The sequence below is a fragment of the Streptomyces sp. C36 genome (genome assembly GCF_040932295.1).
In the GTDB taxonomy this organism is placed as follows: domain Bacteria; phylum Actinomycetota; class Actinomycetes; order Streptomycetales; family Streptomycetaceae; genus Streptomyces; species Streptomyces triculaminicus.
This window is the reverse complement of the sequence record NZ_JBFQGI010000001.1, coordinates 175,113-190,005: the sequence shown is the minus strand read 5'-3', so window position 1 is coordinate 190,005 and position 14,893 is coordinate 175,113. Positions and strand designations below refer to the sequence as shown.

Below are 14,893 nucleotides of genomic sequence, written 5' to 3'. Positions count from 1 at the left end.
ATGGACCGTGCCGTCGTCGGTGAGGGGGTCGACCGCGTCGACGCCCGGGTCAAGGTGAGCGGCCGCGCCGCCTACCCCACGGACCACGATCCCCCGGACGTCGCGCACGCCGTCCTGGTGCAGAGCACCATCGCGGCCGGGCGCGTCGCCGCCCTCGACGCATCGGCGGCCGAGGCCGCCCCGGGCGTGCTCGCGGTGATCACCCACGAGAACGCCCCCGAGCTGTGCGCGGCACAGGGCGAAGGGGGGCCGGTGCCGCCGCCCCCGCTGCAGAGCGACCGGATCGTCCACCACGGCCAGACCATCGCGGTGGTGGTGGCCGAGACCTTCGAGCAGGCGACCGAAGCCGCCCGGCTGGTCACGGTGCTGTACGCGCGGGCCGAGCGCGTCGTGGACATCGAGGATCCGCGCGCCGAGCACGTCCCCGACCCGTTCGGGACCGACGACGCGACCGGCGACGTCGACAAGGCCCTGGCCGAGGCGCCCGTACGCGTCGAGCGGACGTACCGTACGGCGGCGAACACCAACAACCCGATGGGCCCGTTCGCCACCGTCGCCTCCTGGGACGGCGACGAGCTCACCGTCCACGACTGCACCCAGGGCCCCTCCCGCACCCGAAGCGACCTCGCGAGCGTCCTCAAGGTGCCACGGGACTCCGTCCGGGTCCTGGCGCCCTACCTCGGCGGCGGCTTCGGCGCGGGGCTGCGCACCTGGCAGCACACGGTCCTCGCCGCGGTCGCCGCACGCCAGGTGGGGCGGCCGGTGAAGCTGGTGCTGACCCGCAAGCAGATGTTCACCTCGGTCGGACACCGCCCCGACACCCGGCAGACCCTCAGGATCGGCGCCACCCGCGACGGGCGGATCACCGCGATCGACCACGAGGCGTGGCAGACCCTCTCGATCGACGACGCCAACTACGAGCACGTCTCCCGGTGCTCGCTGTCGGGCTACGCCAGCCCCAACGTCTCCGCCCGCGACGTCCAGGTCCGGGTGCACGTGCCCTCGCCCGGCTCGATGCGTGCCCCCGGCGACGCCCAGGGCAACTTCGCGCTGGAGAGCGCCCTGGACGAACTCGCCCACGAGCTGGGCATGGACCCCCTCGAGCTGCGGCTGCGCAACCACGCCGACGAGCACCCGGTGACGGGGCAGCGGTGGTCGAGCAACGAGCTGCGCGCCTGCTACCGCACCGGCGCCGAGAAGTTCGGCTGGTCGCGCCGCGACCCCGAGCCCCGCTCCATGCGCCGGGGCCGGACCCTGGTGGGCTACGGCATGGCCGGCACGTCGTTCTTCTTCTACCAGTCCTCGTGCGCGGCACGGATCACGGTCACCCGGGACGGCCAGGCGGTGGTGGGCAGCGCGGGCATGGACCTGGGCACCGGCACGTACACCGTGATGACCCAGCTGGCCGCGGAGCTGCTGGGCCTGCCCCTGGGGCGGGTGCGCGTCGTCCTGGGCGACAGCTCCCTGCCGCGGGCCCCCTCGGCCGGCGGCTCCGGGCTCACCGGCAGCATGGGCGCGGCCCTCCATGACGCCCGGCGGAACCTGATCCGCTCCTTCCTGGACCTGGTCCGCGACGACGCGCACTCCCCCCTGCGGGGAGCGGACGTGGACGACGTACGGGTCGAGGACGGCCGCATCGTGCGCGAGGACGACGGCCGCGGTGAGAGCTATACGGAGATCCTCACCCGGCACCGGCAGGACGAGCTGAGCGCCGAAGGGTCGGCCGAGGCACCGAAGGAGGACCTGCCCGTGGTCCCCACCGGCCCCTACGCCGCCAAGTTCGCGGAGGTGCACGTGGACGAGGACCTGGGGACGATCCGGGTGGCGCGGCTGGTGACCGCCGCGCACTGCGGGCGCGTCCTCAACGAGAAGACCGCGCGCGGCCAGATCGTCGGCGGGACCGTCGGTGGCATCGGCATGGCCCTCTTCGAGCACACCGTGACCGAGACCCGCACCGGACGCATCGCCAACGGCACCTTCGGCGACTACCTCGTCGCCGTCAACGCCGACATCCCCGACCTGGAGGTGCACTTCGTCGGCGGCCCGGACCCCACCTCCCCCAACGGCACCAAGGGGTGCGGCGAACTCGGCGTCCCCGGCACCCCGGCCGCCATCGCGAACGCCGTGTTCCACGCCACCGGCATCCGCGTCCGCCGGCTGCCCATCACCCTCGAGCAGCTGCTCTAGACCCGGCCCGCGGACGTCGACACCAGGAGCGTCAACCGTGCTGGACATCGCCCCCGAGCTGAGCCGGTGGTGCGCGCGAGGGCGTGACTTCGCCGTCGCCACCGTGGTGGCCGCCGACGGCAGCACCCCCCGGCGGCCCGGCGCCACCCTCGCCGTCGACGCCGACGGCACGGCGGCCGGATCCGTCTCCGGCGGATGCGTGGAGGCGGCGGTGTACGACCTGTGCCGCCAGGCGCTGGCCACCGGCGAGAGCGTGCTCGAGCGCTTCGGGTACGACGAGGACGACCCCTTCGCGGTCGGCCTGTCCTGCGGCGGTGCGATCGACGTCCTCGTCACCCCGGTCCGCGCGGGCGCGCCCGGCGCCGGAACGCTCGCCGCCGCGCTGACGGCCGCCGCCGGGGGCGAGGCGGTGGCGCTCGTCCGGGCCCTCGACGGCCCCGCCGACCGCGCCGGTCATGCCCTGCTGGTCAGGCCCGACGGCCCGCCGACGGGCTCGCTCGGCGGCGACGGGCGGCTGGAGGGCGCGGCCGCCGTCCGGGCGCGCGCGATGCTCGCCTCCGGCGGCACGTCGACGGTCCGTGTCGGCGACGACGGCTCGCGGTACGGGCCGGCGAGGACGCTGCTGATCGAGACCGCCGTTCCACCGCCCCGCATGATCGTCTTCGGTGCGGTCGACTTCGCCGCCGCGCTCGCGGGCGTCGGCGCGTTCCTCGGCCACCGGGTGACGGTGTGCGACGCCCGCGCCGTCTTCGCCACGAAGGAACGTTTCCCGCAGGCCGACGAGGTCGTCGTCGACTGGCCCCACCGCTACCTCGACTCCCAGCGCCTCGACGAGCGCGCCGTCCTGTGCGTGCTCACCCACGACGCCAGGTTCGACGTGCCGCTGCTGGAACGGGCGTTGCGGCTGCCCGTCGCCTACGTGGGCGCGATGGGCTCGCACCGCACCCACCACGAACGCCTGCGGCGCCTGCGCGCGGCGGGCCTGACCGAGGCGGAACTGGCGCGTCTGCGGTCGCCCATCGGCCTCGACCTGGGCGCCCGTACCCCCGAGGAGACCGCCCTGTCCATCGCAAGCGAGATCGTCGCCGCACGCCACGGCGGCACCGGACGCCCCCTCACCGGCACCGGCGCCCCCATCCACCGCGAGGGCGCGGCCCTGTGCCACGGCCGACGCCCCACGTGACCGGGCTCCCGTGCCACAACCCCGGGGGAGGTTCACCAGAGCTCAGGGGCGGGGGATGTTGCGCAGGTTGGAGCGCGCCATCTGGGCCATCCGTCCCACGCCGCCCTCCAGGACCATCCTTCCCGCCGAAAGGGCGAAGCCGCTCACCATGTCCGCGGTGATCTTCGGGGGGATCGACAGGGCGTTGGGGTCGGTCACGATGTCCACCAGCGCCGGTCCCCGGTGCCGGAAGGCGTCCCGCAGGGCGCCCCGCACCTGCTTCGGCTTCTCCACCCGCACCCCGTACGCGCCGGCCGCGGTGGCGATGGCCGCGAAGTCGGGGTTGTGGTTGGACGTGCCGTACGACGGCAGGCCGCCCACCATCATCTCCAGCTCCACCATGCCCAGCGACGAGTTGTTGAACAGCACGACCTTCACCGGCAGGCCGTACTGGACCAGCGTCAGGAAGTCGCCCATCAGCATGGTGAACCCGCCGTCACCGGACATGGAGACGACCTGCCGGCCCGGGTCGAGGAACTGCGCCCCGATCGCCTGGGGAAGGGCGTTCGCCATCGAGCCGTGGGTGAAGGAGCCGATGACGCGGCGGCGGCCGTTGGGGGTGAGGTAGCGGGCGGCCCATACGTTGTTCATGCCGGTGTCCACGGTGAAGACCGCGTCGTCGGCGGCCTCCTCGTCCAGGACGGAGGCCACGTACTCCGGGTGGATCGGCGTGCGCTTCTCCACCTTCCGCGTGTACGCCTTGACGACCCCCTCGAGGGCGTCGGCGTGCTTGGCGAGCATCTTGTCGAGGAACTTCCGGCTGCTCTTGACCCGTACCCGGGGCGTCAGGCAGCGCAGCGTCTCGCGGACGTCGCCCCACACCGCGAGGTCGAGCGCGGACCGCCGGCCCAGGTGCTCGGGCCGCACGTCCACCTGGACGATCTTCACGTCGTCCGGCAGGAAGGCGTTGTACGGGAAGTCGGTGCCCAGCAGGATCAGCAGGTCGCAGGCGTGGGTGGCCTCGTAGGCGGCCCCGTAGCCGAGCAGGCCGCTCATGCCCACGTCGTAGGGGTTGTCGTACTGGATCCACTCCTTGCCGCGCAGCGCGTGCCCGACCGGGGCCTTCACCCGCTCCGCGAACCGCATGACCTCCTCGTGGGCGCCCGCCGTGCCGCTGCCGCAGAACAGCGTCACCTTTCCCGCCTCGTCGACCATCCGGGCGAGCGCGTCGATCTCCGCGTCGCCGGGCCGTACCGAGGGGCGGGCGGTGACCAGCGCGTGCTCGCTCGCGGGCGTCGTGGCCTGCTCGCCCGCGACGTCGCCGGGCAGCACGATGACGCTGACGCCGCCGCGGCCGATGGCGTTCTGGATGCCGGTCCGCAGCACCCGTGGCATCTGCCGGGGGCTGGAGACGAGCTCGCAGTAGTGGCTGCACTCGCGGAAGAGCTGGTCGGGGTGGGTCTCCTGGAAGAAGCCGGTGCCGATCTCGCCGCTGGGGATGTGCGAGGCCAGGGCGAGCACGGGGGCCATGGAGCGGTGGGCGTCGTAGAGTCCGTTGATGAGGTGCAGGTTGCCCGGCCCGCAGGAGCCCGCGCAGGCGGCCAGCTTGCCGGTCAGCTGGGCCTCCGCCCCCGCCGCGAAGGCGGCGGCCTCCTCGTGGCGGACCTGGACCCAGTCGATGGCGGCGTCGCGGCGTACGGCGTCCACGACCGGGTTGAGGCTGTCCCCGACGACCCCGTAGAGCCTGCGCACCCCGGCGCGCGCCAGGATGCCGACGAACTGCTCGGCCACCGTCTCCTTCGGCATGGGAACCCTTCCTCCCGGATCGCGGTCGTACGCGACCGGCACCGGCCGGTCTCCCCGCCCCTGCCCCCATCCATCCACAGAACACCTGGCGGTGCACCCGCACACGGCTCACGGCCCACGGCCCCTCGGACCGGCCTCGGATTGCCGCGGGGACCTCGCGCTGTCAGGCTGGAGATCCTCGGAGAAGGAACCGCCATGACGCGACCCGACCCGCACCTCGAGCTCGTGCGCCCCGTGACCCCCCGCACCCCCCAGGGCTGCGAGGAGTGCCTGCGCATCGGCTCACCCTGGGTGCATCTGCGACTGTGTCTGACCTGCGGACACGTGGGGTGCTGCGACTCCTCCCCGAACAAGCACGCCGGCCTCCACGCCGCCGAAGCCGGCCACCCCATCGCCCAGTCCTTCGAACCGGGCGAGGACTGGCGCTGGTGCTACGTCCACCAGGCCATGGTCTGACGGATCCGCGGCGAGCACCGGACGCCGCGGATCCGCGTGGGGCATGGGCCGTGGGCCGTGGGCCCTGGGTCAGACGCGGTCGGCGGCGATGAGCAGGTAGTGGAAGCTGCCCTCGCGGTAGGCGGTCAGGAAGGGGTCCTCGACGCCGGTGGCGAGGGAGGACTGGGCGCGCAGCTCCCAGTAGGGGATCGTGGCCGCCGTGAGGTCGACGACGTTGATGGGCACGAGGCCGTTGGCGGCCATGGCCTTGAAGTAGGCGCTGCGCGGGTGGATGTTGCAGGTGTAGTGCTCGTCGATGCGGCTGACGGCCTTGGAGCGGCCGCCCGTCACGTCGTTGTAGCAGCCGGTGATGGTGACGTAGCGGCCGCCGTAGGCGAGCTGGCGGGCGTGCTCGGAGAAGAGCTCGTGCAGGTCCACGTACATGGTGGACTCGTTGTTCCAGATGCCCTGGAAGGCGCCGGTGGGGAAGCCGGTGTCCAGCATGTTGGCGAAGTGGTAGCGGACCTTGTCGTCCACGCCCCGCTTGGCGGCCTGGCCGTTGGCGAAGTCGACCTGGGACTGGGAGATGGAGACGCCGTCGACCTGGCAGCCGAAGCGGGCGTTGGCCATGATGCTGGTGCCGCCCCGGCCGCAGCCGGCGTCCAGCAGGCGCTGGTCCGGGGCGACGGGGCCCAGGTGGTCGAGGAGGACGTCGGCCTGGGCCGACTCCAGCCGGTGCAGCTCCTCGATGATGCGCGCGTCGCGGGTCTCCTCGGGGCCCTCCAGGACGGAGGGGTCGTAGTCGCCGATCCCGTAGTGGTGGTGGTAGAGGCCGTCGACGTCGCCCAGACGCAGGTTGACCGGGTCCTTCTCGTTGTTCCAGTACTCCGCGACCGACTTCTGGTAGGCGGTGCGCAGGACGCCGGCGGGGGCGGGCGTGGTCGTCATGGAATGCTCCTTACTGCATGCGTGGGGAGGGGTGCGGTGACGAAGAAGAGGGCGAGGGGCGGTGTTACGCGCCGTTGTAGCGGGGGCTGCCGGCGTGCCATTCGCGGTTGCCGCCGAGCCAGGCCCACACTCCCGCGAGGAACCGGCGGAGTGGGAGCGAGCCGGTGAGGACGAGGGCCGCCGCCTCCGCCTCGAAGGCGCGCACCAGCTCGTCGTGGATCTCCGCACTGCGCTCGATCGCCTCGCGCGGCGAGCAACGCTCCGCCTCGGCGATCACGATGGGAAGGTTGAACTCCACGCCCGAGGAGTCGTGTTCCTTGGTCATCGAGTACAGGTCGTTGACGAGCGTGGCGGCGGTGGCGGCCATCGTGACGGCACGGCGCACGCGCGGGTCGGCGTACTCGGTGGCGGTCAGCGCGTAACCGCCCACCACGTCGGTCAGGGCGACGCAGGGCAGGAAGCTGTTCATCTGACGGTGGGACAGGTACTCGTGGACGCCGGGCATGTGGCCACGGGAACGCCAGGAGCCCTCCTGGCCGTAGCCGACGAAGAGGACGGCGATCTCGTGCCGCAGCCGGGCCACCTGGGACGGCTCCGCGTACCGGGACAGGTGCTCGAGGCCCGAGCGCAGGGCGACCCTGACCGGGTCGGCGCTCACCTCCCGCTCCCAGGCGGCGACGTAACGGGCCGGCAGGTGCGCGGGGTCGACGACCGGGTAGGCGAGCCCGAGGTGCGAGCCGAGGAGCTCGGGCCGGGAGCCCATGGTCTCGTCGTCGCAGTAGTAGTCGTCCGTGGCCCATTCCGCCAGTGCGCACTTGGCCGCCGCCAGCAGCCGGTCCGGATCGTCGGTGTCGGGGTGGGCCAGCATCATCAGGCGACCGAAGTCGGCCGCCCGGACGCGGTCGAGGCGGCCGGCGTAGAGACCGACCTCGTCGGCCCATGCCACCAGCCGGTCGTTGACCTCCCGGCCGAGCGCCGGGTCGTCCCGGAGCGCGGGCGGGCAGTACAGCTCGGGGACGCCGGAGGTGCCGCTTTCGGCCGGGTCACCGGAGGCGCCGCCCGCGGCCGGTACAGCGGAGACGCTGCCTCCGGCCGGTTTCCGGGCCGGGATGCGGGCGGCGGCGGTGCCCAGCCCCGTCGGCCCGGTGGGCAGGCGGGCGCCCACCGGGTCAAGGCGGGTTCCGGGCAGGTCCTTCGGCGCGGAACGGTGAACACCGGGATGGTGGGTGAGCAACGTCGCCACGAGCCGCGCCACGTCGTGACCGGCCGTGGGCGCGGTGATCCGGGACAGCAATGACACAGGTGACTTCTCTCCGTTCCGGGGGTGGTGCCCGTCAGGACGGGGTGTGGAAGACCTCGGCGTTCTCCAGGACACCGAGCGCGTCCGGGACGAGAACGGCTGCCGAATAGTACGTGCTCACCAGGTAGGAGATCAGGGCTTGATCGTTGATGCCCATGAACCGTACGTTCAGGCCCGGTTCGTACTCGTCGGGGATGCCGGTCTGCCGCAGGCCGACCACTCCCTGCGCATCTTCGCCCAGACGCATCGCGAGGATGGAGGACGTGCCCTCGTCGGAGACGGGGATCTTGCCGCAGGGGAGGATCGGCACGCCGCGCCAGGCGGGGACCGGGTGGCCGCCCATGTCGGCGCTGTCGAAGGACAGCCCCCGCTTGTTGCACTCGCGGGCGAGGGCGGAGATGGCCCGGGGGTGGGCGAAGAAGGCCTTGGTCCCCCGCCGCATGCTCAGCAGCTCGTCCATGTCGTCGGGGGTGGGCGGCCCGGAGTGGGTGGAGATGCGCTGGCTGTGGTCGGCGTTGTGCAGCAGGCCGAACTCGCGGTTGTTGACCAGCTCGGACTCCTGGCGCTCGCGCAGCGCCTCGATGGTCAGCCGCAGCTGCTGCTCGACCTGGTCCATCGGGTCGTTGTAGAGGTCGGCGACCCGGGTGTGCACCCTCAGGACGGTCTGAGCGACGCTCAGTTCGTACTCGCGGGGGGCGAGTTCGTAGTCGACGAAGGTGGCGGGCAGCACCGGCTCGCCGGTGTGGCCGGCGGCGAGGTCGATGTTCGCCTCACCCTTCCTGTTCCGCGGCCGCGCCTGCTCGGCCTGGCGCTGCCGGACGTGGGCGCGCAGCCGCTGGTGGCGGCCCGCGACCTCCTCGTACGCGGCCCGGGGCAGGGCCAGGACGGTGCACGCCGTCATGGCGCGCGCCGTGAACTCCCACGCGCCCGGCTCGTCGGCCACCGCCTCGGCGCCGAAGAATCCGCCGTCGGCCAGCACGCCGCGCCGGATCTCCCCGCCGTACTTTCCGGTGCCGGCCTTCTCCACCTTGCCGCGCGCGATCAGGTAGACGCGGTCGACGGGCCGGCCCCGCTCGGCGATGACCTCGCCGGGCGCGTACTCGTGCTGCCCGCAGCGTTCGGCCAGCGCCCGCAGCGCCTCGCCGTCGTGGAACCCGCGCAGCAGCGGCAGTTCGCCCAGCTCCGCCGGGACGACCCTGACCGCGGCCCCGTCCTGGACGAAGGTGACGCGGCCGTCGCCGACCTCGTACGCCAGGCGCCGGTTGACCCGGTACGTGCCGCCCTTCACCTCCACCCAGGGCAGCATGCGCAGCAGCCACCGCGAGCTGAGGCCCTGCATCTGCGGGACGCTCTTGGTGGTGGTCGCGAGGTTCCGCGCGGCGTCGATCCCCAGGCTGAGCTGGGCTCGTGCCGCCTGCTGTTCGGGCTGCTCCGGCTGCTGCCGGTGCGCTGCGGTCGCCATCGGCGGTGGTCCCTTCCCTCTGGGCGCATGCGTCAAGAGGGAGCCCCTCACAGTCGCCCGATCGGGCGACAAGGAGCTCCCGCCGCGCAAGTGAAGCAGCGCTTAATGATGTTGGTCGACATTGCCAGGGCGGCAACAACGTGTTCACGCCATCGAGCGGACGGGGGCGCGCACCCCCCGCCCCGGATTCGGCGACGCCCCGCCGGACCGGGGGCGGAGACAAGGGCCGTTTTGGCGTGAATTCCTCTCTTTCGGCCGCGCCGAATCAGGGATTTTCGCGCCGCCCCTGACGCCGTACGGCCGGTGATCGAGGCGGCTGATAACGATCCGTCAGGTTCGACAGGAACCTGCCCCGTGGGCTAAATGCCGCACGCGCGCGGCAAGCTCAGGCGGCGGCGGTGCCGGACGTGCGGCGGTAGCCGCCGGGGGCCTGGCCGTACTCCCGCTTGAAGGCCTTGGCGAAGGCGTACTCGGAGCCGTAGCCGGTCCGGGCCGCGACGGTCGTGAGCGGGGCGTCGGACTCGCGCAGCAGCTTGGCGGCGGTCGTCATGCGCCAGCGGGTCAGATAGGCCATGGGCGGCTCGCCGACGAGGGCGGTGAACCGACGGGAGAAGGCCGCGCGGGACAGCCCCGCGCGTTCGGCCAGCGACTCGACGGTCCACGGGGCGGCCGGGTCCTCGTGGACGGCGGCCAGGGCCGGGGCGACCGCCGGGTCGCCGAGTGCGTCGGCCCAGCCCTTGGCCGCCGTCGGCGGCCGGTCCTCGAGCCAGGCGCGCAGGATGTAGAGGAGCAGCGCGTCGATCAGCGCGGGGACGATGCCGTGCGAGCCGCTGCGGGGGTTCTCCAGTTCCGCGCCGAGGAGTTGGACGGCGGCGCTCAGTTCGGGGTGGCGGCCGTTGCCGGCGGCCAGGTGGACGATCTCGGGAAGCTGGCGCACCAGGGGGTGGGGGCGCCCCTGGTCCAGGTGGTAGTTGCCGCACAGGAGGCTGGTGCGGGGGCCGTCGCCGCCGATCGTGACCGTGCCGATGGGCGATCCCGGCCGGAACTGCTCGGGCCGTTCCACTTCGGCCGGCGTGGAGGGGTGGTCGGCGAGGATGTGCCCGCGGCCGTCGCGCAGGAAGACCACGTCACCCGGGCCGAGGGCGATCGGCTTCAGATGGGGCGCGTCGCCGAGGGGCACGATCCAGCAGGTGCCAGAGAGCACCACGTGGAAGCCGGCGCCGGCCACCGGGGGAAGGCGCAGGCCCCAGGGCGCGCGGCCGTGGGTGCGTACGGACGTGGGTCGCCCGGTCCGCATCGAGCTCAGCGCCTCGGTCAGGATGTCCAACGCCGTTCCCCCTCTTTCCTCTTCATGTCCGGTGTCAGCCGACGGTCAGGACGATCTTGCCCTGGGTCCGGCCCGACTCGACCGCCTCGTGCGCCTTGGCGGCCTCGGCCAGCGGGAACGTCGCGGCGACGTGGGGCCGGACGCGACCGGCGTCCACGAGGGCGGCGATGGCCTCCAGCGAGGCGTAGTCGGGTTCGACGCTGACGCCGGCGAAGCGGCGGCCGGCGGCCTCGACCCGGGCGGCGAGCTCCTGGTTCCAGTGCTCCATGATGCTCACGAGCGTGCCGCCGGGGCGCAGGACGGCGAGGGAACGCACGCCCTCGGACGAGGAGTCGAAGACGACGTCGACGTCCTTGACCGCCTCGGTGAAGTCGGTGGTGCGGTAGTCGATGACCTCGTCGGCGCCCAGGCTCCGCACGAAGTCGTGCTTGGGGGCGCTCGCCATGGCGATCACGTGGGCGCCGCGGGCCTTGGCGATCTGCACGGCGAAGTGACCGACGCCGCCGGCCGCGCGGTGGATCAGCACCCGCTGTCCTTCGGCGAGTCCGGCCGCGTCCACCAGGCCCTGCCAGGCGGTGAGCGCGGCGAGGGGGACGGCCGCGGCGTGCACGTGGTCGAGGGCGGCGGGCTTGCGGGCCACCTGGCGGGACGGGACGGCGACGTACTCCGCGTAGCCCGTGGCGGCGCGCGGGAAGAACGGCATGCCGAAGACCTCGTCGCCCGGCTTGAAGCGGGCACCGGGCCCGGCCTCCTCGACGACGCCGGAGATGTCCCAGCCGACGCCGAAGGGCGGCTCGCCGAGCAGCGGGTAGGCGCCGGACCTGACGGCCACGTCCACGGGGTTCACGCCGCTGGCGTGGACCCGGACGAGGACCTCGCCGCCGAGCGGGGTGGGCCGGTCGGTCTCGACGACCTCCAGGACCTCGGGGCCTCCGAAGGACTTCTGGATGACAGCGCGCATGGTGGTCTCTCCCCTGCTGGTGGTCCGGGGTGGCGTCCCCGGTGGTTGATGTCCCCAACACTAGGAAGATCCAACGAGCCGATGAATATCTCCGAGTCTTCGAAAGATGTCCCATCGTCTTGATGGCCGGGACGCTCGGCCATCCCGCTCCGAAGGCGTCCCTGAGTGCGCCCCGGGGTGCATCCCGCCTGCCCGGGACCGACGATGGGTCCGTGGAACGATCACGGCGGGTGCGGGTGCGCAGGGTCTACGACCCGCCCGAGAAGGCGGACGGCGGCCGGGTGCTGGTCGACCGCATCTGGCCGCGCGGCGTGAGCAAGGAAGCGGCCGCGCTCGACGAGTGGTGCAAGGACGTCGCGCCCTCCACCGAGCTGCGCACCTGGTACGGGCACGACCCCGCCCGCTTCGACGAATTCTCCCGCCGCTATCGCGCGGAACTGCGCGACGCGGACCACACGGCGGCCCTGCGGCACCTCGGCGAGCTGGCCCGGCACAGGACTCTCACCCTCCTGACGGCGACCAAGGACAGCGACATCAGCGCCGCGGCCGTGCTCCAGGGGGTGCTGACCCGGAATACTGCAGGGACAGACAGGGACAAATAACTGGATACCGCCCGAGTGTGGCATCCCTCTCAGAGCTGACCGCTTGAATGGTCAAAAGAGTGTGGGGTTAGCATATGAGCGCCGCCTAGCTCGAAAGATGGACCTGTGACTGTCAACGAAGACTCGTTCACAAACTGGAAGAACCGCGAGGAGATCGCGGAGTCGATGATCCCGATCATCGGGAAGCTGCACCGGGAGCAGGACGTCACCGTCCTGGTCCACAGCCGCTCCCTGGTGAACAAGTCGGTGGTCAGCATCCTCAAGACCCATCGATTCGCCCGCCAGATAGCCGGTGAGGAGCTGTCGGTCACCGAGACCCTGCCGTTCCTGCAGGCGCTCACCACGCTCGACCTGGGCCCGTCCCAGATCGACATCGGCATGCTCGCCGCGACCTACAAGGCCGACGGCCGCGGTCTGTCGGTGGCGGACTTCACCGCCGAGGCCGTCGCCGGCGCCACCGGCGAGAACAAGATCGAGTGCCGCGAGCCGCGCGACGTCGTCCTCTACGGCTTCGGCCGCATCGGCCGCCTCCTCGCCCGCCTGCTCATCGAGAAGGCCGGCTCCGGCAACGGCCTGCGACTGCGCGCCATCGTCGTCCGCAAGGGTGCGGGCCAGGACATCGTCAAGCGCGCCTCGCTGCTGCGCCGTGACTCCATCCACGGGCAGTTCCAGGGCACGATCACCGTCGACGAGGCGAACAACAAGATCATCGCCAATGGTCACGAGATCACGGTGATCTACTCCGACGACCCGACGAAGGTCGACTACACGGCGTACGGCATCAAGAACGCCATCCTGATCGACAACACCGGCAAGTGGCGCGACCGCGAGGGCCTGTCCAAGCACCTGCGCCCCGGCATCGACAAGGTCGTCCTGACCGCCCCCGGCAAGGGTGACGTGCCCAACATCGTGCACGGCGTCAACCACGACATGATCAAGCCGGACGAGCAGATCATCTCCTGCGCCTCCTGCACCACCAACGCGATCGTCCCGCCGCTGAAGGCGATGGCGGACGAGTACGGCGTCCTGCGCGGCCACGTGGAGACCGTCCACTCGTTCACCAACGACCAGAACCTGCTGGACAACTACCACAGCTCCGACCGTCGCGGCCGCTCGGCGCCGCTCAACATGGTCATCACCGAGACCGGTGCCGCCTCCGCCGTCGCCAAGGCGCTGCCCGACCTCGACGCGCCGATCACCGGCAGCTCGATCCGCGTCCCGGTGCCGGACGTCTCGATCGCGATCCTCAGCCTGCGGCTCGGACGCGAGACCAACCGCGAGGAGGTCCTCGACTACCTCCGCAACGTCTCGCTGACCTCGCCGCTCAAGCGCCAGATCGACTTCATCAGCGCCCCCGACGCGGTCTCCAGCGACTTCATCGGCTCGCGCCACGCCTCGATCGTCGACGCCGGCGCCACCAAGGTCGACGGCGACAACGCGATCCTCTACCTGTGGTACGACAACGAGTTCGGCTACTCCTGCCAGGTCATCCGGGTCGTCCAGCACGTCTCCGGGGTGGAGTACCCCACCTTCCCGGCCCCGCTGGTCTGATCAGCGGCCGACCGACCGCCGCGGGTGCCCTGAAAAGCGCCCGGTAACCGCCGGACGGCCGTCACCTCGTGCGAGGTGACGGCCGTCCGGCGGTTCGTCGTTCCTCACGCCCCGCCGGCCGGGTCCTCCTCGTCGTGGGCGAGGTCGTGGGCGAGGTCGAGATCGAGGTCACGGTCGAGGTCGTCGGCGAGGTCGTGGTCGAGGGCCAGCAGGGCCGCCCCCATCCACCCGGCCTCCGGCCCGAAGCGGGCGGGCCTGATGTCCGGGAGCTCACGGTGGGCGGCGGCGGTGACGAAACGGGCGAAGCTCGAGCGGAGGGGATCCAGCAGCAGGTCGCCGGCCTCCGCGACGCCGCCGCCGACGACCACCAGCTCGATGTCGAAAAGGTTCACGAGCGTCGCGACGCCGATGCCGAGCCAGTGGCCGAGGCGCTCGAGCTGCGCACACGCGGCCGGGTCTCCGGCGCGCGCGGCCGCGGAGACCATCTCCCCGGTCACCCGGTCGGGCCCGCCGGCGAGCGTGGCCAGCGTCCCGCCCGGATCGGCCGCGGCCGCCACGCCGCCGTAGCGCCCGAGCGCCCGCCCGGAGGCCAGGGGCTCGAGGCAGCCCACGGTGCCACAGCCGCAGCGTTCGGTGCCGTACGGGTCGACGATCATGTGCCCGACCTCCATGGCGATCCCGGTGCGGCCCCGGAAGAGGCGATCGTCCAGGACGAGGCCGCCGCCGACACCGGTGCCCACGGTGATGAACGCCATGTACGAGGCACTGTGCCCCGCGCGGTACTCCGCCCAGCAGGCGGCGTTGGCGTCGTTGTCGACGACGGCCGGCAGGCCGGTGGACTCCTGGAGCAGACGCCGGAGCGGCAGATCGCGGTAGGCGTTGTTGGGAGCGGTCCGGATGCGGCCCTCGGGCCAGCGGACCAGGCCCGCCGCTCCCACGCCGACGGCCACGATCCCGGGATGGCGGGAGCGCAGGCCTTCGACCAGTACGGAAACGGTCTTCAGGATGCCCGCCTGGTCGGTGGGGCTCGGCACGGCGGGAACCCGTTCGACGACGTGGCCCTCCGCGTCGACCACTCCTGCCGCGATCTTCGTGCCACCGATGTCGAGTCCGACCGAGAGCCGGCCGTCACCGTGGGGTCGTGGGCGCATG

12 protein-coding genes are annotated in these 14,893 nt (G+C 72.3%); 5 read left to right on the top strand and 7 right to left on the bottom strand.

Annotated features, from left to right (window positions below; genetic code table 11):
- Both AB4K12_RS00815 and AB4K12_RS00810 read left to right on the top strand, forming a co-directional pair.
- Entirely contained in the window at nt 1–2,187 is a 2,187-nt protein-coding gene (locus AB4K12_RS00815; RefSeq protein WP_368432267.1) for a xanthine dehydrogenase family protein molybdopterin-binding subunit, read from the top strand.
- Between the two features lie 37 nt (nt 2,188–2,224).
- Nucleotides 2,225–3,370: an XdhC family protein gene (locus AB4K12_RS00810; RefSeq protein ID WP_368432266.1), complete on the top strand. Its 1,146-nt coding sequence runs from the start codon at nt 2,225–2,227 to the stop codon at nt 3,368–3,370.
- A 42-nt stretch (nt 3,371–3,412) separates the two neighbouring features.
- On the opposite strand, the gene AB4K12_RS00805 is transcribed toward AB4K12_RS00810, so the two are convergent.
- On the bottom strand, nt 3,413–5,155 hold the full coding sequence (locus tag AB4K12_RS00805) for a pyruvate dehydrogenase (protein ID WP_368432265.1): 1,743 nt from the start codon (nt 5,153–5,155) through the stop codon (nt 3,413–3,415).
- Between the two features lie 195 nt (nt 5,156–5,350).
- Here AB4K12_RS00805 and AB4K12_RS00800 point away from each other — a divergent pair, with 195 nt between their 5' ends.
- The gene (locus tag AB4K12_RS00800) at nt 5,351–5,611 is read left to right on the top strand and encodes a UBP-type zinc finger domain-containing protein (RefSeq protein WP_368432264.1); all 261 of its coding nucleotides are present in this window, start codon (nt 5,351–5,353) and stop codon (nt 5,609–5,611) included.
- Between the two features lie 69 nt (nt 5,612–5,680).
- Here the strand turns inward: AB4K12_RS00800 and AB4K12_RS00795 are convergent, their stop codons facing one another.
- The 5 genes from AB4K12_RS00795 to AB4K12_RS00775 form a co-directional block, all read right to left on the bottom strand.
- Nucleotides 5,681–6,538, bottom strand: a complete 858-nt coding sequence (locus AB4K12_RS00795; protein WP_368432263.1) for a geranyl diphosphate 2-C-methyltransferase — start codon at nt 6,536–6,538, stop codon at nt 5,681–5,683.
- 64 nt (nt 6,539–6,602) lie between these two features.
- Nucleotides 6,603–7,838: a family 2 encapsulin nanocompartment cargo protein terpene cyclase gene (locus AB4K12_RS00790; protein ID WP_368432262.1), complete on the bottom strand. Its 1,236-nt coding sequence runs from the start codon at nt 7,836–7,838 to the stop codon at nt 6,603–6,605.
- 34 nt (nt 7,839–7,872) lie between these two features.
- Nucleotides 7,873–9,300: a family 2B encapsulin nanocompartment shell protein gene (locus AB4K12_RS00785; RefSeq protein WP_368432261.1), complete on the bottom strand. Its 1,428-nt coding sequence runs from the start codon at nt 9,298–9,300 to the stop codon at nt 7,873–7,875.
- Nucleotides 9,301–9,685: 385 nt separating this feature from the next.
- Nucleotides 9,686–10,627, bottom strand: coding sequence for an AraC family transcriptional regulator (locus AB4K12_RS00780; RefSeq protein ID WP_368432260.1), 942 nt, complete (start codon nt 10,625–10,627; stop codon nt 9,686–9,688).
- A gap of 34 nt (nt 10,628–10,661) precedes the next feature.
- Nucleotides 10,662–11,588, bottom strand: coding sequence for an NADP-dependent oxidoreductase (locus AB4K12_RS00775; protein WP_368432259.1), 927 nt, complete (start codon nt 11,586–11,588; stop codon nt 10,662–10,664).
- A 212-nt stretch (nt 11,589–11,800) separates the two neighbouring features.
- Between AB4K12_RS00775 and AB4K12_RS00770 the strand changes: the two genes are divergently transcribed.
- Together AB4K12_RS00770 and AB4K12_RS00765 are read left to right on the top strand one after the other, a co-directional pair.
- Nucleotides 11,801–12,190, top strand: a complete 390-nt coding sequence (locus AB4K12_RS00770; protein WP_368432258.1) for a DUF488 domain-containing protein — start codon at nt 11,801–11,803, stop codon at nt 12,188–12,190.
- Nucleotides 12,191–12,295: 105 nt separating this feature from the next.
- On the top strand, nt 12,296–13,741 hold the full coding sequence (locus AB4K12_RS00765; protein WP_368432257.1) for a glyceraldehyde-3-phosphate dehydrogenase: 1,446 nt from the start codon (nt 12,296–12,298) through the stop codon (nt 13,739–13,741).
- Nucleotides 13,742–13,845: 104 nt separating this feature from the next.
- Here AB4K12_RS00765 and AB4K12_RS00760 read toward each other — a convergent pair whose 3' ends face one another.
- Nucleotides 13,846–14,892 carry an ROK family protein gene (locus tag AB4K12_RS00760; RefSeq protein ID WP_368432256.1) on the bottom strand — a complete coding sequence of 349 codons (1,047 nt, stop codon included), beginning with the start codon at nt 14,890–14,892 and terminating at the stop codon, nt 13,846–13,848.
- Nucleotide 14,893 lies beyond the last annotated feature (1 nt).